Here is a 21,075-nt window from a genome sequence, read left to right as displayed (position 1 = left end):
GTCAACGGCCTCCGTCGATGACTTTCTGCAGTCCGGCGAGTCGCCGATTCAGAAAGGAAAGGCTGGCCTGCCAGTCAGACAGGTTCTGCGCGAAGAGGGCCTGCTCGATACCCAGTTCCACGGTGTTGCCATCGGCGCGCGGTTGCATTGGCACGCGGTAGCGCAAAGCATCGGACGCCACGCTCGCCATGGGCGAACCAGCGTCGTGCACCGCCGCCGTTGCCGCATCCAGATGCTGCTGCACGCGCTCACCGAAATCGAGGTCACGCGCCTGATAGCCCGGCGTGGCTTCGTTCGCGAGGTTGGCCGCAAGCACACGCGTGCGATCCTCTCGCGCGCGCAATGCCGCAGCGTGAACACCTAGCGCCTGCGAAAAAAATGTCTGCAAAACTTCGCCTCCGTGGTTGACCGATAACGACGTCGCCCATTGTCGACAAAACTATCGAAAAGCGGCCCAAACGCGCGTGAAATTGACGCGTTTCCCAAACCCATGGATCGGCTTTGGGACAAAGACGCTATTTGCGTGGTGGTTTGTCGATTGATTTCCCCGTAACCTGCGACGCTGCGCCGCTTGCGCTACAAGGCGACGAGGCTACGACGCGGCGCGCCGACGCCAGGGGCTTATCGCGGTGGCGTGTAGGTCGCGGACTGTGAGGCGGGGGATAACACAACGTCGAGGGCATGGAGGCGCGTGCCGATCTCGCGCAGGTTGCGCGTGTTGATCGCCTTGCAGCGGGCCGCGCTCGCTTGCAGCGCCTGCCAGCGGGCGGACAAGGCGTCGCGGGCGGGGTATCCAGCCATTGGAAAACGGGCGTCAGGGTGTCGGCGGCGGCTTCGCCGAACGCCTGTTCGAGACATTGCACGCGACGGCGTGCCCGAACGCGCAAACGGCTGACCAATTGCGCCGCGCGATCGTGAGCGCGCGTGAGTGTGTCGAGCTTGTCCGCGACGAGCGCGCGATGCAGCGCGTCGAGCGTCTCGATCAGCCGGTGGTAGTCGACCAGATCGGCGTCGACATCGGCCACGATGCGCCCCACGCATTCGCGGCGCAAGCGCTGCGCGGCGGTGTTCACCGCAGCATCCCGTGATGACTGAGCATCCGGCTCGCGACTCGCTCGCTGTCGAACGTCAGCTCGCCGCGCGCGAGTTGCGCCTTGATCCGCGCGACCTTGTCGGCGTCGATACGCGCAACGGACTCGACGGCCGCTTGCGCGCTGGCGAGCCAATCGCTCGCATCGGCCCGCGCGGCGCGCACCGCGCCCGCGGGAGCGGCGTGCGCCACAGGCGCCTTGGCTGCAGCCGACGTCAGGCGCCGACGTGCAGGGTCGATAGGCATGACATTGACCATCGAGTCGATCTTGGGCATGAGAAGAGTCCTGGGAAATTACGGTTCACTCACATCAGGCGACCGATCGCCGTCGTTTGTTAAGCGTGCAGGCAGTTTGGCGATCTCGGCCGCGTCGGCCTGCGCGTCGCTTCCGGAGAGCACCAGCGCCGCATCGTGCGAGGCGCCAAACATCTGCGCCAGTTGCGTCGCCCGGGCTTTGGTGAGGACGACGAATTCGATGCGCCGATTGGCCGCTGCCGTGGGATGGTCGGTCAGCAAGGGCGCGTGGTCGGCCATCCCGACGGCCATGAGCACGCGACCGAGTGGCAGCCCTCCGGCGACCAGTGCGGTGCGTGCAGCCAGCGCGCGTTCCGACGACAGGTGCCAGTTGGTGTACCCGTCGGCGGCGGACGTTCGGTATCGCACGGCATCGGTGTGGCCCACGATCATCAACGCGTTATCGACGCCGCCCAGCAGCCCCCCGATGCGCGAGAGCAGTGCGCGGGCGCGGGGCGACGGTGTGGCGCTGCCGCGCTCGAACATGCCTTGCTCGTCGGAATCGGCCAGCCGCACCCGCAGCCCGTCCGGCGTGATGGACGTGCTCACATGATCCGACAGATTCGCGATCTGGCTGAGCTGTTGCACGGCAGATGCCAGGCGCGCCATGTCGGCGGGCGATTCGAACTGCCCCTTGGGGGTCGCCTCTATCCGGCCGGGATCCGTTGGCAGCGCGGGCGGCAACGCGGCTGAGGCCTGCGTACTGGTGCCCGGCGCCTCGGACGACGGCTGCGACTCGAACACGCGCCGCTCCAACACCCACATCACCACGAACAGACACATGAGCACCAGGCAGAGATCGGCAAATGCCACCTTCCAGGCATGACTGCCCTCTTCAACCGTGGCGCGAGCTCGACGCGTACTCATCGTCCGTCCTCGGCGCTACGCACCCAACCTTCGAGCGCATTGAAGCTCGGCAACGCGCCGTATTGCAGCATGCGGCGTCCGGCGTCGGCCGAGAGCAGCGGCGTTTTCCCGCTCAGGAACGCGATGATCGCCGCGCGCACGCATTCGTAGCCGGTCATCTCCACGGCGACAGATTGCGACAGCCGGTTCGCAATCGGGCTCAACACGGCGTAGCAGGCGAACACGCCGAAGAACGTGCCGACCATCGCCACCGCGACCTGACGGGTGATCATGGCCGTTGCCGCACCGGCCCCGATGTCGTACATGGCGAGCACCAGGCCGAGCACGGCGGCGATGATGCCGAAGCCCGGCATCGACTCGGCAAGCTTGTGCAGCGCCTGAACGGGATGCATCATGCGACGCTCCCGACTCTCGATTTCCATCGCGAGCAGGCTATCCAACTCGCCCCGCGAGCCTTTGCTCAGTGCCGCGACGCGCAAGGCATCGACCGTAAAGTCGATCAGCTTCTTATTGGCGAGCACGTGAGCACTGCGCTGGAAGATGGCGCTGCGCGCCGGGTCGTCGAGATGGGCGTCGAGCGCACGATCGCCGTCGCGCGACGAAGTTTGCAGTAGCGTGTAGGTGAGCGTGAGCAGTTCCCGCTCGAACGCCTCGCCATGACGTCGCCGCCGCATGGCGGCCGCGACGACCGCGCGCAGATCGCCCAGCACGCGCGATGTGTTGCCCACGAGAAACGCCCCCAGCGCCGTGCCGACGACCAGCACCAACTCATTCAGATGGAATACGGTTTCGAACTGGCCGCCGTTGAGCCAGAACATACCGAACACGCTACCCGCGATCACGGCAGCCCCAAGCAGCAGTAGTTTCATTGTCTTTGCCTCGTCTATCTCGTCAAACTCGTCTGATCATTGCGTTGTGGGACGCGCGCGTTTCGCGCGCCACTTCGCCCTGCGTCGTGCAAGGCGATCTTCATTTTTCCAAGCGCCACCTGATGAATCTGGCAGATCCGGGCCCGGGTCAACCCCAGCACCTCGCCGATCTCCTCGAGATTCATGTCGAACTCGTAGTACAGCTGCACGACGCGCTGCTCGCGCGGGTCCAGCGCGTCGAGCGAGCGCGTCAGACTCTGGCGCATGGCGACCAGATCTTCCGGACTGCGCCGTTCGACGAGCACTTCGTTGGCCGCCATGCCACCCTCGGCGAGCAGTTCGTCAAAGCTCGCGATGCTCTCCGCGTAGCCCGCCATCTCGGCTTCTTCCAGCGCCGCGGCGTCCATCCCCACATGGACACGCAGTTCTTCACGGGTTGGCGCGCGCCCGAGCGTGCGTGTCAATTCGCGTTCGGCATCGCGCCGCCGATGCGACGCCTGCCGCAACGTGCGCGGGCGCCAATCGAGCCGACGGAGTTCGTCGAGCACCGCCCCGCGAATACGGGTCGCGGCGTAAGCGGTAAAACGTTCGTCCGGGGGACCGTACCGTCGTATGGCATCGAGTGCGGCGATCAGGGCGATCTGCGTCATGTCTTCCTGCGCCATCGCGACACTGGTCTGGGGCGCCAGCGAGCGCACGATGCGCGCGATCAACGGCATCAGGCGCAAGACTTGCGTTTGCTCATCGGCGGCCGGGATCGCCTGCCATGCCAACGGCGACGGTTCCGGCGGCGCAGCCTGCGCCCGCTCGACACGCAACGACGGCGGCGCGCCCACGCCGTTGGCTGCGCTCGCCGTGTGGGCGTCGCTGCGTCTGTCGTCGCACCTGTCGTCACATGAACGCGTGACGGGGCCATACATCAGTGTGTTCATAGCCGGAATGCCTCGTCATTGCGACCCGCTGCCCCCAATGCGATGCCCGGGCTCGCGTCGCCGGCCCGGTGGTCGCGCGCATGCCGATCTCGCGCATTGCCCGACGCGCCGTCGCCGCCGTGTTGCGGCAGGCTTGCGATGCTCACATGGACATCCCCGGCGTGCCGTTGCGAGAGCATGTCCCGCAACAACCCGACCGTGCCCTGAACGAGGCTCAGCACCTCGGGGCGCGCCACGTGCAAGCTCACACTAAGCTGCATGGGCGACTTGCGCACGACAATGCCGATCTCGCCGAGCTCTGCCGGCATCAACCGCATGCGTGCTTCCTGGACACCGTTCTCCATCATCGACTGCACGCGTTCGGACAGCGTTCGGGAAACGGCCGCTCCATCGCTCGCCGCCAGGGCTCCCCCAAGCGTTCCGCCCGACACGGTCGCGAGACTCGTCAGTCCAGACAATCCCGTTGCGGCGGTCAATTCCGTCGCCACTGCGCTCCCGGACAGCGTCGGGGAGAACGCAACGCGAGGCGCATGCGCCACTCCGTCATCGTTCGTCATGGTCGCGGGCAGCGATCCCACGGGCGGCGGCGACATTGACGCCACGACGCGTACAGCAGATGCCGTCGCAGACATGGAGGTCGATATGTCGACAGCGCCGTTCCCGCGCTCGGTCGGTTGCGCACTGCCCACGGCCCCCTGCATCCGATGCTCACGCGCCGCGAGCATCGTTGCGAGATGCGTCGCTGCCGCGTCGTCCGGCGATTCGCCGTGACTCGAATACCTGTCGAGCGGCATCAACGCGGGCTCACCAGCATCGCGCGTGACGGCCGCTGTCGTGACCGACATGACAGGCATCACCGGGTTGACAGGCATGGTTGGCGCGAGGACGGCGACCTCGCGAACGATGCCTGCGTCGTCGGGTTCCGGGTCGGGCTTGCCATTCGTGTCGACGGCGTTCTGCGGGTCAGGCCCCGCCAGGGGCATCGCGGATGCGGCCGCAGCGCCGACGCGCACCTCCACACCTTGGCGCAAAGCGGTGTCCGGCGCGTCGACCGACACAGCCCACCCTGTCTCGGACTCACCGGCCGCGGCGTCCAGGTCAAGGCCCTGCGTCGACAAGCGAACCAGCGAGGCGGCAAAGTCGTGCGACGCCATCGCGTCCTGGGGAGCCGACACCGCTTGCGCCGAGTCGGCGGGCGGCACGCCGTGCGCCACCTTGCTCAGTGGGTCCGCATGGGTGAAGGTCGTGAGACGCACGGGTTCAACGATCATCGTGCATCCTCAGGTAGCCAAGCGCACCGTCGCGCCAATGGCCGAGTCCGGCCAATTGTCTGCGGGCTTCCGATGCGGCGCGCTGGGACAGCAGGTAAGCCTGGTCGTGAGCGACGCGCGCATCGGCCATGGCCTGCGCGAGCCGCGCATCCCTCGCGTCGGGCGCGGGGGCGTGCCGCCAAGCCCGACGGAACAGCGCGTCGGTCGCCTGCAGCAAGCCCCACTCGCGCGCCGCGGAATGCCCTCGCAGATCTCGCGCCAGCGTCTGAAAGGTCGCCGCATCAACCACACCGCGTCTCCAGGGAACGCCAGCCCTGCGCGAGCTGGGTGACCACGGCCGTGACCTCGTCGAGCTTGGCGACATCGCCCTCCACGCTTGCCTGCGCGACTGCGCGCATGCAGAAGTCGTACACGGTCGCCAACGGTTGCGTGACGCCGGGGCCGTCGGCCGCATCGATGTGCGACGCCAGCCCATTGAGCAGATTCAGGCATTTGGTCACGCTGCGCAGACGCGCGTCGTTGCGCGAATGCTCGATGTGCGCGCGCACGCGCGCCAGTTCGTCGAGCAGCCCGTCGAGCAGGATCAGCATGAGCTGCAACGGGGTGGCGCCCGCGATGCGGGCGTCGAGGTCTGAGACGTGGTATTCCTGATAAGCCATGTTCGGTTTGACTCCCTAGAGGATGACGACGCGCATCATTCGTCGGATTTGCGCGATCCGCGGAAGAGCGCATCGACAAAGCTGCGTGTCTCGTTCATTTGCTGGCGAACCTGCTCCGCGCGCGCGAATTCACCGGTGTAACGGGCGACGAGTGCGCGAAAGCGCGTCTCCAGCCGGTCCTGTTGCTCGGATAGCCGGCGCGATGCGATTTCGTCGTTGTCGCTGCGGTGCTTGAGCACGCCGGCAATCTCGTCGGTCCACTCACGGATGCGCACCGCGAGCCGCATGCCCGCCGGCTGCTTGTCCAGGTCGGCGCTGGCGTCGCGCTTCATGACGTCGGCACTCTCGCCGAACCACTTGGCCAGTCGTTCCTTGTCCTCGGCGTAGGCGGCCTCGAAACGCGCCGCGTCGAAGGTGACCGACCCGTCGGCATTGCGCTTCACGCCGAACTGGGCAGGATCGAATGTCTTGCCGTCGATCGTCACGGGCCGTTCGAAATTGCGCTCCAGGTCGCGCAGCAATGCCCGCACACCGGCATCGGCGTAGAACGGGCCCGCCGCCTTGATGTCTTCGCGCTTCTCGTCGCCATCGAGCGAGACCGTCGCGCCCGGGGTGCCGGGGTCCATCAGTTCGCGCACCTGCTTGCGTAGCGCGTCGTAGGCTTGAACGAGGGCACGCATGTTCGCCGCCGTCCCCTCTCGGTCCGGCACGACAGAAACACGCGTCGTCTCGGTCCCGGTATCCGCCTTTTTCAACGACAGCGTGATCCCTGCAAACAGAGCGATCTCGTTGGTCGGATACGCTTCGTCCTGCCCCGCTTGATCGCCGAGGCGCACAATCGCGTTATCGCCTTTCGCAAGCACCGTTCCGGCATCGACGTCGGCGCCATCCTTAACGCTGAAGCGCGCGCCCATCCCGGAGGTCTTGGCCGTCAACAGAAGCCGTGGCACGCCGTCGCTCGCGACGTACCGAAGATCGGCGCGGACGTGGCCGCTCAAGTCGGGGTCGGCGTTGATGCGTCGGGCAAGCGCCCGGACACCCTCGGGCGTCGTCAGGTCCAGTCCGGACGTATCCAGCGCGACCGCCGCGTCGCGTCCCGCCACGGCCACCTTGCCGGCGGCGAGCGCCTCGACGTTCTGGATTTGCACCTGATGCACGGTGGCGAGCTGTTTGACGTGCACGTCGAAATCGAGCTGCTGCACGCCCTTCTCCAACTTGACGGAGAACGCCTGGTCGTTCGATTGCGTGGCCTTGTGCTGGCGCAAGTCCGCACTGTCGCCAAGGCGTCGCAATTGTTTCTCGAAGGTGCCCAGCACCTCCTTGAGCGTCGCGACACCGCTTTGGCGGGATTCGGTGCTGGCCTTGTCTTTCCCAAGACGGCCGAACTCCGCTCGCATGCGGTTGGAAGCGACATCTTGGGCCAGCTTCTCGATACGGTCTTTCACTTGCAGCATGGCGGAACTCCTGTTTCAGGGTGGGCACGAGACGCGAAACGCGTGGTTTTCTCCACCAAAGCGACCTCCGTGCGCACTTTGTCAACGCCAGGGTTCGAGGGGATTTCCTCATTTCGCGTCCGCGCGCTCGCCCTTCGCTGCCAAATCGCCAGCGCCTGGGCGGCCTGCTCGCGCGCCTCGCGCTGCCACGCCGCCTGTCTCGCGGTCATCTCATGGCGCGCGACGAGCGTTGCCACGCCTTCACGCCGACGCTGAGCGTCACGCACAGCCTGCGCCGCCACCGACTGCCAGCGCGCCAACTGGGCCATCGGCACCTGCTGCGTCTCGATCATCTCCACGAGCGTGCGCTTGTAATCGGCGCGATTCTGAAAGCTGTGCGCACTCGCGCGCGTGCCGTTGATCGCCACGGCGCGATAGAGCTGCGTGAGCTGGGCAACGTTGCGCGCCAGCCGTTGTTGACGTTGCGCGAGCTGGCGGCCATCACGCTGTGCCGCGTCGAGTTCGCGCTCGCGCATCGACAGCAACGCGCGCAGGGCACGCGGCGTGTTCCCGGTCATCGACATAACGCCTCCAGTCGCTCGCACAGATCGTGCGGCGCCCGGTGTTCCCCGTCGTGCTGGCACAGAAAGTCGAGCATGGCGGGATGTCGCGCCACGGCACGGTCGGTCTCGGCGTGCGCGCCGGGCACATAGGCGCCGAGCGGAATCAACTCGCGAATTTGTCGATACGCGTGCCACTGCGCCTTGAACGCGCGCGCCGCGCTCGCCTGGCGCGCGCCCACCGCCTGCGACATGCACCGGCTCACCGATGCCCCGATATCGATTGCCGGGTAGTGCCCCGCGTCCGCCAGTTCCCGCGAAAGCACGATGTGACCATCGAGCACCGCTCGGGCGGTGTCGACCACGGGGTCCTGCATATCGTCGCCCTCGGCCAGCACCGTGTAGATCGCGCTCAGACTGCCCGAGCCCGCGCCATTGCCCGCGCATTCGACCAGACGCGGCAAGCGGGCGAACACCGATACCGGATAGCCGCGCGCCGCGGGCGCCTCGCCAAGCGAGAGCGCGACCTCGCGGCACGCCATGGCGTAACGCGTGAGCGAATCGACGAGCAGGAGCACGTCGCAGCCCGCGTCGCGAAAATGTGTCGCGATGGCATGGCACAACTCGGTGGCTTTCATGCGCTGCGCGGGCGGTGCGTCGGCCGGCGCAGCAACGACGATAGCCTTGGCCAGCCCGGCGCGCCCGAGCGTCTCCGTGACGAACTCGCCGACTTCGCGCCCTCGCTCGCCGATCAGCCCGACCACGACGATCTGGGCTTCGGTATGCCGCGTCATCATGCCGAGCAACACGCTCTTGCCCACCCCGCTACCCGCGAACAGCCCCACACGCTGCCCCTTGCCAAGACTCAGCAGCCCATCGATCGCACGCACGCCCACGGCAAGCGGCTCGGCAATGGCGCGCCGATCCAGCGGCGCCGGCGGCGAACTCCGCGTATCGAGCCAGGTATCGCCGTGCAACGGCCCCTTGCCGTCCAGAGGCTGCCCGAGCGCGTCGACCACGCGGCCGAGCCACGCCGGCCCGATGCGCAGCGCCGGCGTCGAGTGGCCGGGCAGCACACGGGCACCGGGCACGACGTCGGCCACACACGCCAACGTCACGAGTTGCAGCGTGCCATCGGCAAACCCGACGACCTCGGCGTCGGTCCATCGGCCGGCGGACGTTTCAACACGACACGGCTGTCCAAGCGGAAACCGTTGGCCGCGCGCGTCGAGCACCGCGCCATTGGCCCGCGTGACGAACGCCATCGGTGTGGCCAGTGCGATCGCGTCGTTCATCGTTGAGCCTCTGGCGTCTCGTCCAGCATCGGGGCCGGCATGCACGCGTCGACCCAGTCAGCCAATCGACGCCGCACGACGTCATGCGTTGCGGCCTGGCGACCGTCGCATCCGGCGTCGTACCAAAGGCCGTCGGCGTCGACTCGGCAAGCACCGCGACCGAGCGAAGGATCGGCGACGATACGCCAACCCGGACGGTCGCCATCCGTATGCGAGGGTGTGTCAGCGATGTCGCCCCCGATACGCGTCGCGAGTACATTGGCGTCGTCGGGGCTGACGTAGACGGTGACCCGGTGGTCGCTCGCGCCCAACTGTGCGAGCAGTCGCTGCACGATGCCGGCGATGTCGGCCGGTGCCGTGTCCAACTCGCGCTGTACGATTGCTTGCACCGCGCGTGTCGCCACCTCGCTCACTACGTCGAGCGCCCCCGCCGCGAGTCGCGCGTGGACTTGCTCGCGCGCCGCCTGCAGCGCCGCGAGCGGCAGTGCGATGACCTCGAGTTCGTCGCGCAGCCGCGCGGCGTAAAACGCCTGCAAGCGCGCCTCGGCAGCTTGCTCGCCATCGGCGCGTCCGGCGTCGAACGCTTCCTGCCACACGGCACGACGCGACTGCGCAGCGCCATGCGCCACGCCTAGCGAGTACGCCTGCGCACGCAGAGTCTCCAGATCCGGCTGTACGGGCACCCACCCCCGCTGCGCGGCGGCATCCGACTTCGTGCCAAACCGGTGCGGCTTCATTCGAGCACCTCGCCGTCTGCCAGACGCAGGAAGAGATTCGCATCGCGCGCTCGCGTGCGCAGTGCCGCCATGATCTCGCCGCGCGCGGCGTCCACGCGCGCCGCCGACACCGCCCCGAGACGCTGCATGGCCTGTGCGAGCGCGTCTTCCTGAAGGCGGGACATGCGCTCGCGCACGACTTGCCGCATGCGGGCGTCCGTCCCCTTGAGTGCTGTCGCCCACGTTTCGGTCGACACCTCGCCCACGGCCAGATCGATCACTTCCGGGGCTTGGTAGGCCAGGATGTCAAAGCTATACAGGTTCGCTTCCACGGACTCCGCCAGCGTGGCGTCATGCGCGCGCAGGGCTTCCATGAGCCGCTTTTGATCGTCGGGCACATGGCCGATGATTTGCGCCGCGAGTCGTGTGCCCGGGACATCGGCATTGTCGGCCGACAGTCCGGCGAGACAACGGTCCGCGATCAGTTCCAGATCCGCCAGCAGTTCGCGATCGACGCGCGTGAGCTGTGCCGTCGCCAGCAACAGCGCTTCCTGCTGCGACTCGGGCAGCGCACGAAGCAGTTGTCCCGCGAGGTCGGCGGGCAGATAGGCGAGCAGCAACGCCTGCATGCGGTGATGCTCGCGCGAGAGCACGTCGGCGAGCCTTGTCACGCTCACCCATTGCAGGCGCGCCAGCTTGGGTCGAACCCGATCGCCATAAATGCCGTCGAGCACGTTGCTGGCGATCCCCTCGCCAAGCGCTGCGGCGAGCGAGCGTTCAAGGTACGCGCGCGGTGCGGCGTTCGCACCGCCATGCTGTGTACAGGCGTCGAGGAATTGGTCGACGATGGCGTGCACGTCGTGCTTCTTCACGCTACCGGCACGCGACATGGCGTGTGCCACGCGCAATAGCTCGGCGGGCGCGAGTTGCGCCATCACGGCGGCGGCAGCCCGCTCGCCCATGCAAAGCAGCAGCACGGCGGCGCGGTCGACGCCATTGATCTCACTCAGCGCGGAAGTGTCAGCGGGAAGCGGCATTCGTACCCATCCATTGTTTGATGATCTGGGCGACCCGCTCGGGTTCGCCGTCGGCCAGGGTTGTCAGGCGCGCCAGCTTCGTATCGAACGACGCCTCCGAGGCCGGCGGCAGGTCCGAGGCGAAGGCCGGCAACGCGGCTTGCTGCGCGTCGCTCTCGGCTTCCTGCCGACGACGCTCGCGAGCCTGCTCGTCGGCGGCAAGTGCGGCAGCCTTGCGGCGGCGCGCACGCCGGGCCAGTGCGGCCCACAGGCCCAACGCCAGAACGAGCGTCGCGGCGGCCGCGATGGCGGCATATTTCATTTGTGCGTCGCTCAGCAACGGGGGCTGGGCGGTCGGCTCAGCCGTGTCGACGAGCGCTGCGCGATCGGACGCCGCGAACGGCATGGCGCTCACCACCAGCGTGTCGCCACGCGCGGTCTGAATGCCCGTGCCGGCGCGCAAGGCACGCTCGAGCTCGGCGAGGGACTCGGCGGTCCACCCGTTGCCGCCCGGTGCTGCCTGCGAGTCGACCATCACGGCCACGTGCATTTGACGCACGCGTGGACGGTGACGCTTCGTCTGCGTGATCGAGCGGTCGTAAGCGAACTGACGTGTGGCCGAGGTGGTGCGCATTGCCCCCGCATCGCCTGCGAGCAACGGGGCGGCGTCCACCGGGCGGTTGGTCATCGCCCCGGGCACGCCGCCGACAACGGCGTCGTCGTCGCGCGCTTCGCGCACGGCTTCCTGCATCACGCGCGGATCGGCACCGAGCGCCTCGGTGGTGTTGGACACCAGGTCCTCGTCCAGATCGACGCTCACGCTTGCGCGATAGCGAGCGGGGCCGAGGATGCCGTCGAGCAGGCCGCGCACATTGCGAAGTGCATCGTCGCGAGAGCGGGTGCGGACTTCGGCGTTACCGTGCGTTGCATCGTCCAGATCGAGATTCGCCGTGAGCGGGGTGCCGTGCTGATCGACAACCGCAACATGCTCCGCCGCCAGACCGTTCACACTGCCCGAGACGAGCTTGACGATGGCACTGACCTGCTGCGGCGCAAGCGTCTGTCCGGCGCGTACGGAAATCAGCACCGATGCGCTGGCCGACGCCTTGGTATGGGTGACGAACGACGTTTTCGGTGCCAGCGCAATGTGTACGCGAGCGACATCCACCGCGTCGATCGACATGATGGTGCGCGCAAGCTCGCCCTCCAGCCCCCGACGAAAACGCACGTCCTGCACGAACTGGCGCACCCCCAGGCGTTCGTCGCGGTCGACCAGTTCGAGCCCTGGCGGCAGCTCCGGCGTGACGCCTTTGGCGGCCAACGCAAGACGCGCGCGTCCGACCCGGTCATGCGGCACGAGGATCGCGCCGGTGTCCGGATGCATGCGGAACGGGATCTGCTCCGCTTCGAGCACGCCGGTGGCCTGCGCGATCGGAATGCGCTGGTGCTGCCCGAAGAGCGGCGCGTAACCGGTGTCGCGCGAATACCAGGCGAGTGTGGCCGCGGTAATGGCACCGGCGGCGACCACGATCGGTAACGCACCGCGCAGGTGTCCGGCAAAGCCCGATGGCTGCGCGCGCCACTTCAGCCATCGCGCTCGCGATTGCGTGCCAGCGCTGCCCAGCGCACGAAAAATGTTGTCGATTCCCATATGTCGATTCACTTGACCGAATCACGGGTAGCCGGATCGCAATCCCACCACCGTCACTCCGCTAAGGGGTGACGCAAAGACCGCCTGCGTCGTGTGCCAAATTGAAGGAGCACATGGTGACAACGATTCCGTCAACTATCGAAAATCTGCGTAGCCTTTGGGCATCGGCCGCATTCAAAGCTAATTTTTGGTGCGTTTTCCCATTAACACGGGGATCGATGAGGGGCGCACCACCGCATCATGTACAAGCGCGCATCGGCGATCAGCCCCATGCGTGGCCCATACGTAGCAAAGCCCTCACGCGCGTCACACGTGAGGGCTTTGCTATCTTTCGGCGGCGGCGCCGGGCCGCGTCGGTTCGCGTCAGGCGGCGATTTTCTCGGGCGTTACCGCCTCGTCCTCCACCGAGCTGAGCATCAGATGCTCGAAGGCGCCCAGCGAGGCCTTCGCGCCTTCCCCGACGGCGATCACGATCTGCTTGAACGGCACGGTCGTGACGTCGCCCGCGGCGAACACGCCGGGCACCGACGTCGCGCCCTTGGCATCGACTTCGATTTCGCCGTGACGCGTGAGCGACACGCTCCCCTTGAGCCATTCGGTGTTCGGCACGAGACCGATCTGCACGAACACGCCTTCGAGCGCGATCGTGGAAACCTCTCCCGAGGCACGGTCGCGATACACAAGACCGTCCACCTTCTGCGCGTCGCCACGGATCTCGGTCGTCTGTGCGTTCATCAGCACACGCACATTCGGCAGGCTGCGCAGCTTGCGCTGAAGGACGTCGTCCGCGCGCAGTTGCGTGCCGTATTCGATCAGCGTGACTTCCTTGACGATGCCGGCCAGATCGATGGCGGCTTCCACGCCCGAGTTGCCACCCCCGACGACCGCCACACGCTTGCCCTTGAAGAGTGGGCCGTCGCAGTGTGGGCAATAGGCTACGCCCCGGTTACGGTACTCACGTTCGCCCGGAACGCCAATTTCACGCCAGCGCGCACCGGTGGCCAGCACCACTGACCGCGCCTTGAGCACCGCGCCGCTGGCCAGATGCACTTCGTGAATCTTGCCGGGAATCAAGGCTTGCGCGCGCTGCGTGTCGATCACGTCGACGTCATGCGTCTTCACGTGCTGTTCGAGTGCTGTGGCGAACTTCGGTCCTTCGGTGTGCGTCACCGAGACGAAATTCTCGATGGCCATCGTGTCGAGCACCTGGCCGCCGAAGCGCTCGGCGACCACGCCCGTCACAATTCCCTTGCGGGCGGCGTAGATCGCGGCGGCAGCGCCTGCGGGGCCGCCGCCCACGATCAGCATGTCGTAGACCGGCTTGTTCTCGAGCGCCTTCGCGGCGCGCACGCTTGCACCGGTGTCGAGTTTCGCGAGCAATTCCTTCACACTGGTGCGGCCCTGCGTGAACGATTCGCCGTTGAGGAACACGGTGGGGACCGCCATCACCCGACGCGCCTCGACTTCGCCCTGGAACAACGCGCCGTCGATGGTGACTTGCTGGATGCGCGGATTGATCAGCGCCATGACGTTCAACGCCTGCACGACTTCCGGACAGTTCTGGCACGACAGCGAGATGTAGGTCTCGAAGCGGAAATCGCCGTCGAGCGCACGAATCTGCGCGACGGTGTCGTCGTCGAGCTTGACCGGGTGACCGCCCACTTGCAGCAAGGCGAGCACCAGCGACGTGAACTCGTGCCCCATGGGCAGCCCGGCGAAGCGGATGCGCGGTGCTTCCCCCGGCGTGCCGATGGCGAAGGACGGACGACGCTCGCCCGCGCTGTCGCCGCCGTCGGCGTGCACCACGACGGCGATCTGCGGCGAGAGCGGGGCGATCTCGTCGACCAGCGCCTTCATCTCGGCTGACTTCGGGCTGTCGTCGAGCCACACGGCGATCTCGATCGGGCGCGTGACTTTCTGAAGGTACGTTTGCAACTGGGCTTTGAGGTTCGCGTCCAACATGGTGTTTCTCCGTCTCGATAGAGCGTGATGGGGTCAGCAAGGCCCACCGCGCGGGCCGCAGGCGGGCGCAGGTCGGCATCGGGGTTCGGGGTCGGGGTTCGGGGTCGGGGTTCGGGGTTCGGGGTCGGGGGCCGGCGCGCCAGACTCAGGAGGCTGGCGCGCCGGCGAGGCGCGTGCGGCGGCGATCGTGCGTAGCGCAGGGGTGGGCCCGGTAGCGCCCCGTAACGCCTGGATCTCGCCTGGATCTCGCCTGGATCTCGCTTAGATCTTGCCGATCAGGTCGAGCGACGGGCTCAGCGTTTGCGCGCCCGGCGTCCACTTGGCGGGGCAGACCTCGCCCGGATGGGCGGCGATGTACTGCGCCGCCTGCACCTTGCGCAGCAGTTCCTTGGCGTCGCGGCCAATGCCGTTGTCGTGGATTTCACACAGCTTGATCTCGCCTTCCGGGTTGATCACGAACGTGCCGCGCAGTGCCAGACCTTCTTCTTCGATCAGCACGTCGAAGTTGCGCGAGATCGCCAACGTCGGGTCGGCAAGCATCGGGTACTGGATTTTCTGGATCGTGTCCGACGTGTCGTGCCAGGCCTTGTGGGTGAAGTGGGTATCCGTCGATACGCTATAGATCTCGACGCCCAACTTCTTGAACTCGTCGTAGTGATCGGCCAGGTCGCCGAGCTCGGTCGGGCATACGAAGGTGAAGTCGGCCGGGTAGAACACGACCACCGACCACTTGCCCTTCAGGGTCTCGTCGGTCACGGTGATGAAATCGCCATTTTGGTAGGCGTTGGCTTTGAACGGCTTGATCTGGCTGTTGATGATCGGCATGTCGTTGTCTCTCTGACGGGGTGGAAAGTGTTGACAGTATGCCGAATGCTATCAATTAACTTAAATTGATTATTAAAATCTATGTCATTGGTTCAGGCTATCGGCGCCGATAGCCTTCCCGAGCGCTTCCGACATGGCCCACCATGCCGGCTTTGCCGCGTCAGACCGGCCATTGTCCGACGCTCGGCGGCTCAGCGCTGCGGATAACGCACCGCGCGAACCTTGCCGCTTCCACCGCCGCCGCAGAAGAACAGATCGGCACCGTTATGCTCCAGGCCGCTCACGCCAATGCCCTGCGGCATCTCCACGCGCATGAGCACTTCACCGCTGGCGGGGTCGACCTGACGCAGTTCGCTCTCGTCGTTCTCCCACGTGCCGTGCCAGAGTTCATCGTTCACCCAGGTCACGCCGGTCACGAACCGATCGGACGCGATGCTGCGCAACACCTGCCCGGTGGCAGGATCGATCTGGAGAATGCGGCGATCGCGATATTGCCCGACCCACAGGCTGCCCTCCGCCCACGTCAGTCCCGAGTTGCTGCCGCTGTCGGGCGCGGGAATCGACGAGATGACCTTGCCGGTCGACGGATCGATCTTGTCGATACGCGATTCGGCGATCTGATAGAGGTGCGTGCCGTCGAAGGCCGTGCCGGCGTCGCTCGGGGCGGCGATCGTGCGACGAACTTCGCCCGTGGCGGGATCGAAGGCGATCAGGGTATCGCCCGTTGCGGCCCATACCTGTCGGCCGTCGAACGTGACGCCATGGATTCGCTCGTTGCCCGCGAACGGACCGTACTCACAGGCGATATCGGCCGCCATCACGGCGGCTTGGGGCAGCGGACGTTCCACTCGTTGCAGTTTGCTTGTCATGTCAGGCTCCGGTTGTGACGCCGTCGTCGGCGTGCAAGTCCACTCTAGCCAAACGACCATCCAACAGGGAGTAACAATGTCGTCGTGAATTCGGTGAGGGGCGGCGATGTCCATCGACGAGCCCTTGCGCGGCCGAGCCCGCACACGCGACCCTCGTGCTCCAGCGCGGACAAGGCGCGCTGCACGGTGCGTTGACTCGCACCGAGTGCAAGGGCCAGGGCGGAAGTCGACCACGCCGCACCGTCCGACAGCAGAGCGACAAGCGACGCGCGATTGCCGTCGATGGGCGGCAGCAGCACCGACACTGCGCGCTCACCTTGCGTGCGCAGCACGAACCCGCGCGGCGTCGCGTCGATGTCGGCGAGTCCCTTGAGCAACGCGCGCAGACGGCCGATCTCCACACGCAGGCGAGCGCGGTGGGTGTCGTCGGGGCGCCGCAGTCGAAACACTTCCCCGATGAGCGTATCGCGGTCGACGTCGCCGGGCCAGGCGCGCGCGAGTTGCAGCGCCAGGGTGAAGAGCGCCGGACGCCGTGCCAGCGGTCGCCAGCTGCTGCCGGCGCTGATGCCGCGCCGACAGGCATCGACAACGAGCACATCCGAATGCAGCAGTCGTGCCACTTCGTCGAGGTTCAATGCGCGCTCGCCGTCGGACTGCGCGAGGCGAGCCGCCGGTCGCGCCAAGGCTGCATGCACGCTCTCGACTTCGGCGATCAGCGCGGGAATGTTGGCCGCCGACGCGGCCGTTTGCGCATGCGCGAGCATGGCATGCGCTTGCGGAATGCGCAGTGTGCGCAGCGCCAGCTCGGCGCAGATCAGCGCATGTCCGGCGACGAGGCGCGCCGGGACGGCATCTGACGGGGTGTCCTGCAGGGCTTGCGCAGCGGCGTCGAGCTTGCCGAGCAGCACGAGGCGGCGGGCAAGGACCAGATGCGCGAGCATGGCATTGGGGATGTCCGCATGCGCAAGCAACACGGCGGCGGCGGCGTGGAGCGATCGCGTCGACCCGCCAAGGTCGCGCATGGCGAGCGCGACTTCGGCGTCGGCGACAACACATCGAGCGCGTGCCAGAGCCTCATGCGGGCCGAAGCTTCGCGCCGCCCGCTTGAACAGCTCTCGCGCGCGGGCGAACTCGCCCAGCTGTGCCATGGCGATGCCGCGCAGCGCGAGCGCGGGCGCGTCGTCGCGCAACGCGATCCGGCGCAAGGCACCCAGCGAATCGCCGGCAGCGAGCGCGCGGGCGGAAGCAGCAATGAGGGAGTCCATCGCGCGATATTACCTCGCGCACAAGGCGATGCCGACGGCGCGATGTCGGCATCGCAAAAGCGTTACAGACGAGGCGCGCTCGTGAGACTCAATACCCGCTCAACACCGCGAACGCGAGCACACCTCCCGAGAGCACCAGCAACACGAAGAACAGCGGCAGGATGAACTTCAGCCACTGTCCGAAGCCGACCCGCGCGGTCGCGAGATAGGCGAGCAACATGCCGGACGTCGGCGTAATCATGTTCGTCAGCCCGCCGCCCAGCAAAAACGCCAGCACGGACGTCTGAGGACTCACGCCCGAGAGCTGCGCAATCGGCCCGATGATCGGCATGCTCACTGCGGCCTTGCCGGAGATTGACGGAATGAAGACATCCAGTGCCATCTGCACGCCCATCAGACCATTGGCGACCGCCACCGCCGATTGACCGCGCACCGCACGCGTGAAGTCGTTGATGAGCGTATCGAGCACATAGCTCCCATGCAGGATGATCTCGACCGATGCTGCCAGTCCGATCAGCAGGCCCGCGAGCATCATGCCCTTGAGGCCTTCGACGAACGCGTCGGCGGCTGTGCGGGAATCAAGGCGACCGACGACGGCCGTCACCAGGCTTGTCAGCACATAGAACGCCGACAGCTCGAGGTTGCCCCACTTCAGTTCGCGCGTGCCGTAGACCAGCATGGCAGCGGCAAGCGCCAGCACGAGCAGCGTGGCCTTGTGCCGTCGCGAGAGCCGCGCATGTAGATGCGCCACCGACGCCATTTGCGCCCGCGCCTCGGCCAGGCGGTACTCGCTGCGGTGCACATGCCAGAGAAAGTAGGCGATGCCCAGCGCCAGGAACCCCACGAACACCGCCACGCGAAGCCCGACGCCGGAGAACAGCGGCAAGCCGACGAGGGGTTGGGCGACAGCGAGCGCCAGCGGATTCGTGACGGACGCGATGTACCCGATCTTCGCCGCAATCGCCACCAACGCCACCGCGAACAGGTTCGACAGGCCCAGACGGCGCGTGAGCACCATCACCATCGGAATCACGACCAGGTATTCGGAAATGAAGCCGAGCAGCGTGCTGCCCAGCGCGATCAGCACCATCAGCAACGGCGCGAGGACGTACATGTTGCCCGCAGTGAGTTGCAGCAACCGGTCGATGCCCGCGTCGATGGCCCCCGTCTTGCGCATCACGCCGAACATGCCGCCCACGAACATCACCATGAAGATGAGCGGCGCATTCTTGACGAGCCCCTGCGGCACCGCGAGAAATGCCGACACCACGTTGGCGGGCTGCGCCTGCGCCGGTGTGCTGTGCGCGGCCTTGGGCGCCACGAGCGTCGCAATGTCGTGCGTCTTCGGCACGACTTGATAGGTGCCCGGCACCACGAGCTTGCCCTCGCGCGAGAAGCGCCCGGCGTCGACCCACCACGTGATCGCCACGGCCGCGATCAGCACCCAAAGCATCATGACGACGGGGTGCAGCATTTTGCCGTGCGGTTTTTCGACCTTGCCGGGCTCGCCGTGCGCATGCCCGGCTGGCGCGCTCGCGAGATCGGAATGGGAATGCCCGTCGACGGGCGTCGGCGCTAGCGCTGTCATGTCAATCCTGCCTGTTGTCTCTTTCGTGTTGTTGATATGACGTCGCCTGGCGCCTTGCCGCCACCGGCCGCCAATCCCTGGCGAACCGGTGCGGGTCTGGCGCCGCGCTACGCCACGTTGTCGGCTTGCGCCTCGTTCGGGGTCTGCGCGAGCGCAGCGCCCGCATACCCCAGTTCCGCCGAAATCTGGCGGCTGCACGCCTGCAGACGCTCCAGATAGTCGGGAATTTCGATGCGGCTGATACGCGCCTCCGGTCCCGAAATCGAGAGCGCCGCCACGACTTCGCCGGACACGTCGCGCACCGGCACCGCAATGGCGATGGCCCCGCTCGTGACTTCTCCCGCACTGATCGCATAGCCCTTGCGCGTCACGGCGGCCAGTTCTTCGGCCAACGCCATCGTCTCGGCTGCGCCCGGCAGGTGCTTCATGCGCGTAAAAAATTCGTTGCGAATGGCGTCCGGGGAAAACGCGAGCAACACCTTGCCCGACGCTCCCGAACTGATCGGCCGACGATTGCCGACAGATCCCACCGAGCGCACCTGATGCGTGGATTCGCTGCGCGCCACGCATACGGTCTCCAGCCCTTCGCGCACACGCAGCACGATGGTCTCGTTGATCGCCTGATTGAGCACGAGCATCGACTTTTGCGCTGCACGCACGAGAATGTTCTGCTGCGAGGCGGCCACGCCGATCACAAACGCCTGCGGCCCCAACGAATAGGTTGTGGTGCGCTCGTCCTGCAATACGAACCGGTTGTGTTCCAGCGTGCACAGCATGCGATACGTGCGCGACTTGTTGATGCCCAGACGATTGGACAGCTCCGTCACGCCGAGTCCCGGATGCTCCGCGACCAGCGAGAGCAGTTTCAGGGCGCTGTCGACCGAATCGACGATGTAGTTCATGGGATTTCCTTAGGGCTTGCCTGCGCCCGCACCCAACGGGCGAGCGTGGCCGTGAACGTTTCCAGATTGCGCCCGAGCGTATCAAATCCGGTGTGCTTCACAAAGCGCGCCTCATCCATGTACAACGCGCGATTGATCTCGATCTGCAGACTCGAACGCCGGCGCGCGGGATCGCTCACGGCGGTGAGCAGGTCGCCGCCCTGGTACGGCGTATTGACCTGAACGCGATATCCCAGCTCGCGCAGCGTGCCCGCCACCCACTCGGTAAACGCCGGATCGGCCGTGGTACCGAGGCGGTCGCTCACCACCATGTCCGGGCGCGCGACCCCGTCGTCCACATTCATGGCGTTGCCGCGCGACTTCATCGAATGGCAATCGACGTGCCACAGCGCGCCATGCATCGCGTAGGCTGCATCGGCCACTTCCGTCAGCGCGTGGCGATACGGCAGGTAGTAGCCGTCGATGCGACGGCGGACTTCGGCCACCGATAACTTGCGGTCATACATCGGCATGCCCGGCAACGCGTAGCGGCGCAGCAGCCCCATGCCGCGTGCCGAATATTTTTCCGGCGCGATGGGGTCGGGCCAGGGCCCATCGAGCATGTCCGTGTCGATATCCGTCACGGCGCGATTCGCGTCGATGTACATGCGGGGGAAATTCGCGGCGATCAGCGTGCCGCCATGACGCGGCACGCAGGCCCAGAGTTCGTCGACGAATGCGTCCCATCCCGAGAGCAGCGCCTCGCGCGGCACCACCGTGTCGAAGTCGGCCGGCAATGTGGCGCCGCTGTGCGGTGAGTCGAACACGATCGGCAGTGACGACTCGACCGGACGCACGACGACACATGCGTCATTGCGCGACACGCGCACGTCGGCGGATACATCGGCGTCCAAGGCAGTCGTGTTGTTTTCTTGCGTCACCATCAAAATTTTTCCCACATGCTTGCGACCGCCTGACGGGCCGGAATAGCGAAATCTTTCATCGCCAAATCATCGTTGTTTTGTTTGTTAA

23 protein-coding genes are annotated in these 21,075 nt (G+C 66.4%); 1 reads left to right on the top strand and 22 read right to left on the bottom strand.

Going from position 1 to position 21,075, the window contains the following annotated elements:
* Nucleotide 1: 1 nt before the first annotated feature.
* Both flgB and DRB87_RS04905 read right to left on the bottom strand, forming a co-directional pair.
* On the bottom strand, nucleotides 2-388 hold the full coding sequence (gene flgB / locus DRB87_RS04910) for a flagellar basal body rod protein FlgB (RefSeq protein ID WP_130025085.1): 387 nt from the start codon (nucleotides 386-388) through the stop codon (nucleotides 2-4).
* A gap of 233 nt (nucleotides 389-621) precedes the next feature.
* Entirely contained in the window at nucleotides 622-801 is a 180-nt protein-coding gene (locus DRB87_RS04905) for a hypothetical protein (protein ID WP_130025084.1), read from the bottom strand.
* Here DRB87_RS04905 and DRB87_RS04900 point away from each other — a divergent pair.
* Entirely contained in the window at nucleotides 801-1,088 is a 288-nt protein-coding gene (locus DRB87_RS04900; RefSeq protein WP_130025083.1) for a hypothetical protein, read from the top strand. The genes DRB87_RS04905 and DRB87_RS04900 overlap by 1 nt on opposite strands.
* Here DRB87_RS04900 and flgM read toward each other — a convergent pair.
* From flgM to DRB87_RS04800, 20 genes are all read right to left on the bottom strand, one after another.
* A complete protein-coding gene (gene flgM / locus DRB87_RS04895) occupies nucleotides 1,070-1,366 on the bottom strand; it encodes a flagellar biosynthesis anti-sigma factor FlgM (protein ID WP_130025082.1) in 297 nt (98 codons plus the stop codon). The genes DRB87_RS04900 and flgM overlap by 19 nt on opposite strands.
* Before the next feature lie 18 nt (nucleotides 1,367-1,384).
* On the bottom strand, nucleotides 1,385-2,251 hold the full coding sequence (locus tag DRB87_RS04890; RefSeq protein ID WP_130027728.1) for an OmpA family protein: 867 nt from the start codon (nucleotides 2,249-2,251) through the stop codon (nucleotides 1,385-1,387).
* Nucleotides 2,248-3,120 (bottom strand): motility-associated protein, encoded by an 873-nt coding sequence (locus DRB87_RS04885; RefSeq protein ID WP_130025081.1) that lies wholly within the window; start codon nucleotides 3,118-3,120, stop codon nucleotides 2,248-2,250. The genes DRB87_RS04890 and DRB87_RS04885 overlap by 4 nt, the downstream gene beginning before the upstream one ends.
* Before the next feature lie 14 nt (nucleotides 3,121-3,134).
* Complete coding sequence (locus DRB87_RS04880) at nucleotides 3,135-4,052, bottom strand: FliA/WhiG family RNA polymerase sigma factor (protein ID WP_240756182.1); 918 nt, start codon at nucleotides 4,050-4,052, stop codon at nucleotides 3,135-3,137.
* On the bottom strand, nucleotides 4,049-5,323 hold the full coding sequence (locus DRB87_RS04875; RefSeq protein WP_130025080.1) for a flagellar hook-length control protein FliK: 1,275 nt from the start codon (nucleotides 5,321-5,323) through the stop codon (nucleotides 4,049-4,051). The genes DRB87_RS04880 and DRB87_RS04875 overlap by 4 nt, the downstream gene beginning before the upstream one ends.
* Entirely contained in the window at nucleotides 5,313-5,612 is a 300-nt protein-coding gene (locus tag DRB87_RS04870) for a hypothetical protein (protein ID WP_130025079.1), read from the bottom strand. Before DRB87_RS04870 ends, DRB87_RS04875 begins: the two co-directional genes overlap by 11 nt.
* A complete protein-coding gene (fliS, locus tag DRB87_RS04865; RefSeq protein WP_130025078.1) occupies nucleotides 5,605-5,982 on the bottom strand; it encodes a flagellar export chaperone FliS in 378 nt (125 codons plus the stop codon). Before fliS ends, DRB87_RS04870 begins: the two co-directional genes overlap by 8 nt.
* A gap of 35 nt (nucleotides 5,983-6,017) precedes the next feature.
* Nucleotides 6,018-7,436 carry a flagellar filament capping protein FliD gene (gene fliD, locus DRB87_RS04860; RefSeq protein WP_130025077.1) on the bottom strand — a complete coding sequence of 473 codons (1,419 nt, stop codon included), beginning with the start codon at nucleotides 7,434-7,436 and terminating at the stop codon, nucleotides 6,018-6,020.
* Complete coding sequence (locus tag DRB87_RS04855) at nucleotides 7,424-7,999, bottom strand: hypothetical protein (RefSeq protein ID WP_130025076.1); 576 nt, start codon at nucleotides 7,997-7,999, stop codon at nucleotides 7,424-7,426. Before DRB87_RS04855 ends, fliD begins: the two co-directional genes overlap by 13 nt.
* On the bottom strand, nucleotides 7,990-9,270 hold the full coding sequence (locus DRB87_RS04850; protein ID WP_130025075.1) for a FliI/YscN family ATPase: 1,281 nt from the start codon (nucleotides 9,268-9,270) through the stop codon (nucleotides 7,990-7,992). Before DRB87_RS04850 ends, DRB87_RS04855 begins: the two co-directional genes overlap by 10 nt.
* On the bottom strand, nucleotides 9,267-10,007 hold the full coding sequence (locus DRB87_RS04845) for a FliH/SctL family protein (RefSeq protein WP_130025074.1): 741 nt from the start codon (nucleotides 10,005-10,007) through the stop codon (nucleotides 9,267-9,269). The genes DRB87_RS04850 and DRB87_RS04845 overlap by 4 nt, the downstream gene beginning before the upstream one ends.
* Complete coding sequence (locus tag DRB87_RS04840; RefSeq protein WP_130025073.1) at nucleotides 10,004-11,023, bottom strand: FliG C-terminal domain-containing protein; 1,020 nt, start codon at nucleotides 11,021-11,023, stop codon at nucleotides 10,004-10,006. The genes DRB87_RS04845 and DRB87_RS04840 overlap by 4 nt, the downstream gene beginning before the upstream one ends.
* Nucleotides 11,007-12,653: a flagellar basal-body MS-ring/collar protein FliF gene (fliF, locus tag DRB87_RS04835; RefSeq protein WP_130025072.1), complete on the bottom strand. Its 1,647-nt coding sequence runs from the start codon at nucleotides 12,651-12,653 to the stop codon at nucleotides 11,007-11,009. The genes DRB87_RS04840 and fliF overlap by 17 nt, the downstream gene beginning before the upstream one ends.
* A 363-nt stretch (nucleotides 12,654-13,016) precedes the next feature.
* The gene (gene ahpF, locus DRB87_RS04830; protein WP_130025071.1) at nucleotides 13,017-14,615 is read right to left on the bottom strand and encodes an alkyl hydroperoxide reductase subunit F; all 1,599 of its coding nucleotides are present in this window, start codon (nucleotides 14,613-14,615) and stop codon (nucleotides 13,017-13,019) included.
* Between the two features lie 261 nt (nucleotides 14,616-14,876).
* The gene (gene ahpC, locus DRB87_RS04825) at nucleotides 14,877-15,440 is read right to left on the bottom strand and encodes an alkyl hydroperoxide reductase subunit C (protein ID WP_017235263.1); all 564 of its coding nucleotides are present in this window, start codon (nucleotides 15,438-15,440) and stop codon (nucleotides 14,877-14,879) included.
* Nucleotides 15,441-15,631: 191 nt separating this feature from the next.
* Entirely contained in the window at nucleotides 15,632-16,309 is a 678-nt protein-coding gene (locus tag DRB87_RS04820) for a PQQ-binding-like beta-propeller repeat protein (RefSeq protein ID WP_130025070.1), read from the bottom strand.
* A 44-nt stretch (nucleotides 16,310-16,353) separates the two neighbouring features.
* A complete protein-coding gene (locus DRB87_RS04815) occupies nucleotides 16,354-17,574 on the bottom strand; it encodes a helix-turn-helix domain-containing protein (RefSeq protein WP_130025069.1) in 1,221 nt (406 codons plus the stop codon).
* A gap of 88 nt (nucleotides 17,575-17,662) precedes the next feature.
* Nucleotides 17,663-19,162, bottom strand: coding sequence for a YfcC family protein (locus tag DRB87_RS04810; protein ID WP_130025068.1), 1,500 nt, complete (start codon nucleotides 19,160-19,162; stop codon nucleotides 17,663-17,665).
* Nucleotides 19,163-19,269: 107 nt separating this feature from the next.
* On the bottom strand, nucleotides 19,270-20,064 hold the full coding sequence (locus DRB87_RS04805; RefSeq protein WP_130025067.1) for an IclR family transcriptional regulator: 795 nt from the start codon (nucleotides 20,062-20,064) through the stop codon (nucleotides 19,270-19,272).
* Nucleotides 20,061-20,987: an N-formylglutamate amidohydrolase gene (locus DRB87_RS04800; RefSeq protein WP_130025066.1), complete on the bottom strand. Its 927-nt coding sequence runs from the start codon at nucleotides 20,985-20,987 to the stop codon at nucleotides 20,061-20,063. The genes DRB87_RS04805 and DRB87_RS04800 overlap by 4 nt, the downstream gene beginning before the upstream one ends.
* Nucleotides 20,988-21,075 lie beyond the last annotated feature (88 nt).

The organism is Pandoraea sp. XY-2 (genome assembly GCF_004193915.1).
GTDB classification, from domain to species: domain Bacteria; phylum Pseudomonadota; class Gammaproteobacteria; order Burkholderiales; family Burkholderiaceae; genus Pandoraea; species Pandoraea cepalis.
Note: the sequence above shows the minus strand (reverse complement) of the source record. Positions and strands in the feature narration are given on the sequence as shown.

What these genes read in the sequence shown, in the direction of transcription:
- DRB87_RS04815 (WP_130025069.1), bottom strand. Translation starts at nt 17,574, where the DNA reads ATGGACTCCCTCATTGCTGCTTCCGCCCGCGCGCTCGCTGCCGGCGAT.
- DRB87_RS04805 (WP_130025067.1), bottom strand. Translation starts at nt 20,064, where the DNA reads ATGAACTACATCGTCGATTCGGTCGACAGCGCCCTGAAACTGCTCTCG.
- fliD (WP_130025077.1), bottom strand. Translation starts at nt 7,436, where the DNA reads ATGCTGCAAGTGAAAGACCGTATCGAGAAGCTGGCCCAAGATGTCGCT.
- DRB87_RS04875 (WP_130025080.1), bottom strand. Translation starts at nt 5,323, where the DNA reads ATGATCGTTGAACCCGTGCGTCTCACGACCTTCACCCATGCGGACCCA.
- DRB87_RS04880 (WP_240756182.1), bottom strand. Translation starts at nt 4,052, where the DNA reads ATGAACACACTGATGTATGGCCCCGTCACGCGTTCATGTGACGACAGG.
- DRB87_RS04905 (WP_130025084.1), bottom strand. Translation starts at nt 801, where the DNA reads ATGGCTGGATACCCCGCCCGCGACGCCTTGTCCGCCCGCTGGCAGGCG.
- DRB87_RS04845 (WP_130025074.1), bottom strand. Translation starts at nt 10,007, where the DNA reads ATGAAGCCGCACCGGTTTGGCACGAAGTCGGATGCCGCCGCGCAGCGG.
- flgM (WP_130025082.1), bottom strand. Translation starts at nt 1,366, where the DNA reads ATGCCCAAGATCGACTCGATGGTCAATGTCATGCCTATCGACCCTGCA.
- DRB87_RS04885 (WP_130025081.1), bottom strand. Translation starts at nt 3,120, where the DNA reads ATGAAACTACTGCTGCTTGGGGCTGCCGTGATCGCGGGTAGCGTGTTC.
- DRB87_RS04850 (WP_130025075.1), bottom strand. Translation starts at nt 9,270, where the DNA reads ATGAACGACGCGATCGCACTGGCCACACCGATGGCGTTCGTCACGCGG.
- fliS (WP_130025078.1), bottom strand. Translation starts at nt 5,982, where the DNA reads ATGGCTTATCAGGAATACCACGTCTCAGACCTCGACGCCCGCATCGCG.
- ahpF (WP_130025071.1), bottom strand. Translation starts at nt 14,615, where the DNA reads ATGTTGGACGCGAACCTCAAAGCCCAGTTGCAAACGTACCTTCAGAAA.
- DRB87_RS04820 (WP_130025070.1), bottom strand. Translation starts at nt 16,309, where the DNA reads ATGACAAGCAAACTGCAACGAGTGGAACGTCCGCTGCCCCAAGCCGCC.
- DRB87_RS04810 (WP_130025068.1), bottom strand. Translation starts at nt 19,162, where the DNA reads ATGACAGCGCTAGCGCCGACGCCCGTCGACGGGCATTCCCATTCCGAT.
- DRB87_RS04855 (WP_130025076.1), bottom strand. Translation starts at nt 7,999, where the DNA reads ATGTCGATGACCGGGAACACGCCGCGTGCCCTGCGCGCGTTGCTGTCG.
- DRB87_RS04800 (WP_130025066.1), bottom strand. Translation starts at nt 20,987, where the DNA reads ATGGTGACGCAAGAAAACAACACGACTGCCTTGGACGCCGATGTATCC.
- fliF (WP_130025072.1), bottom strand. Translation starts at nt 12,653, where the DNA reads ATGGGAATCGACAACATTTTTCGTGCGCTGGGCAGCGCTGGCACGCAA.
- ahpC (WP_017235263.1), bottom strand. Translation starts at nt 15,440, where the DNA reads ATGCCGATCATCAACAGCCAGATCAAGCCGTTCAAAGCCAACGCCTAC.
- DRB87_RS04840 (WP_130025073.1), bottom strand. Translation starts at nt 11,023, where the DNA reads ATGCCGCTTCCCGCTGACACTTCCGCGCTGAGTGAGATCAATGGCGTC.
- DRB87_RS04890 (WP_130027728.1), bottom strand. Translation starts at nt 2,251, where the DNA reads ATGAGTACGCGTCGAGCTCGCGCCACGGTTGAAGAGGGCAGTCATGCC.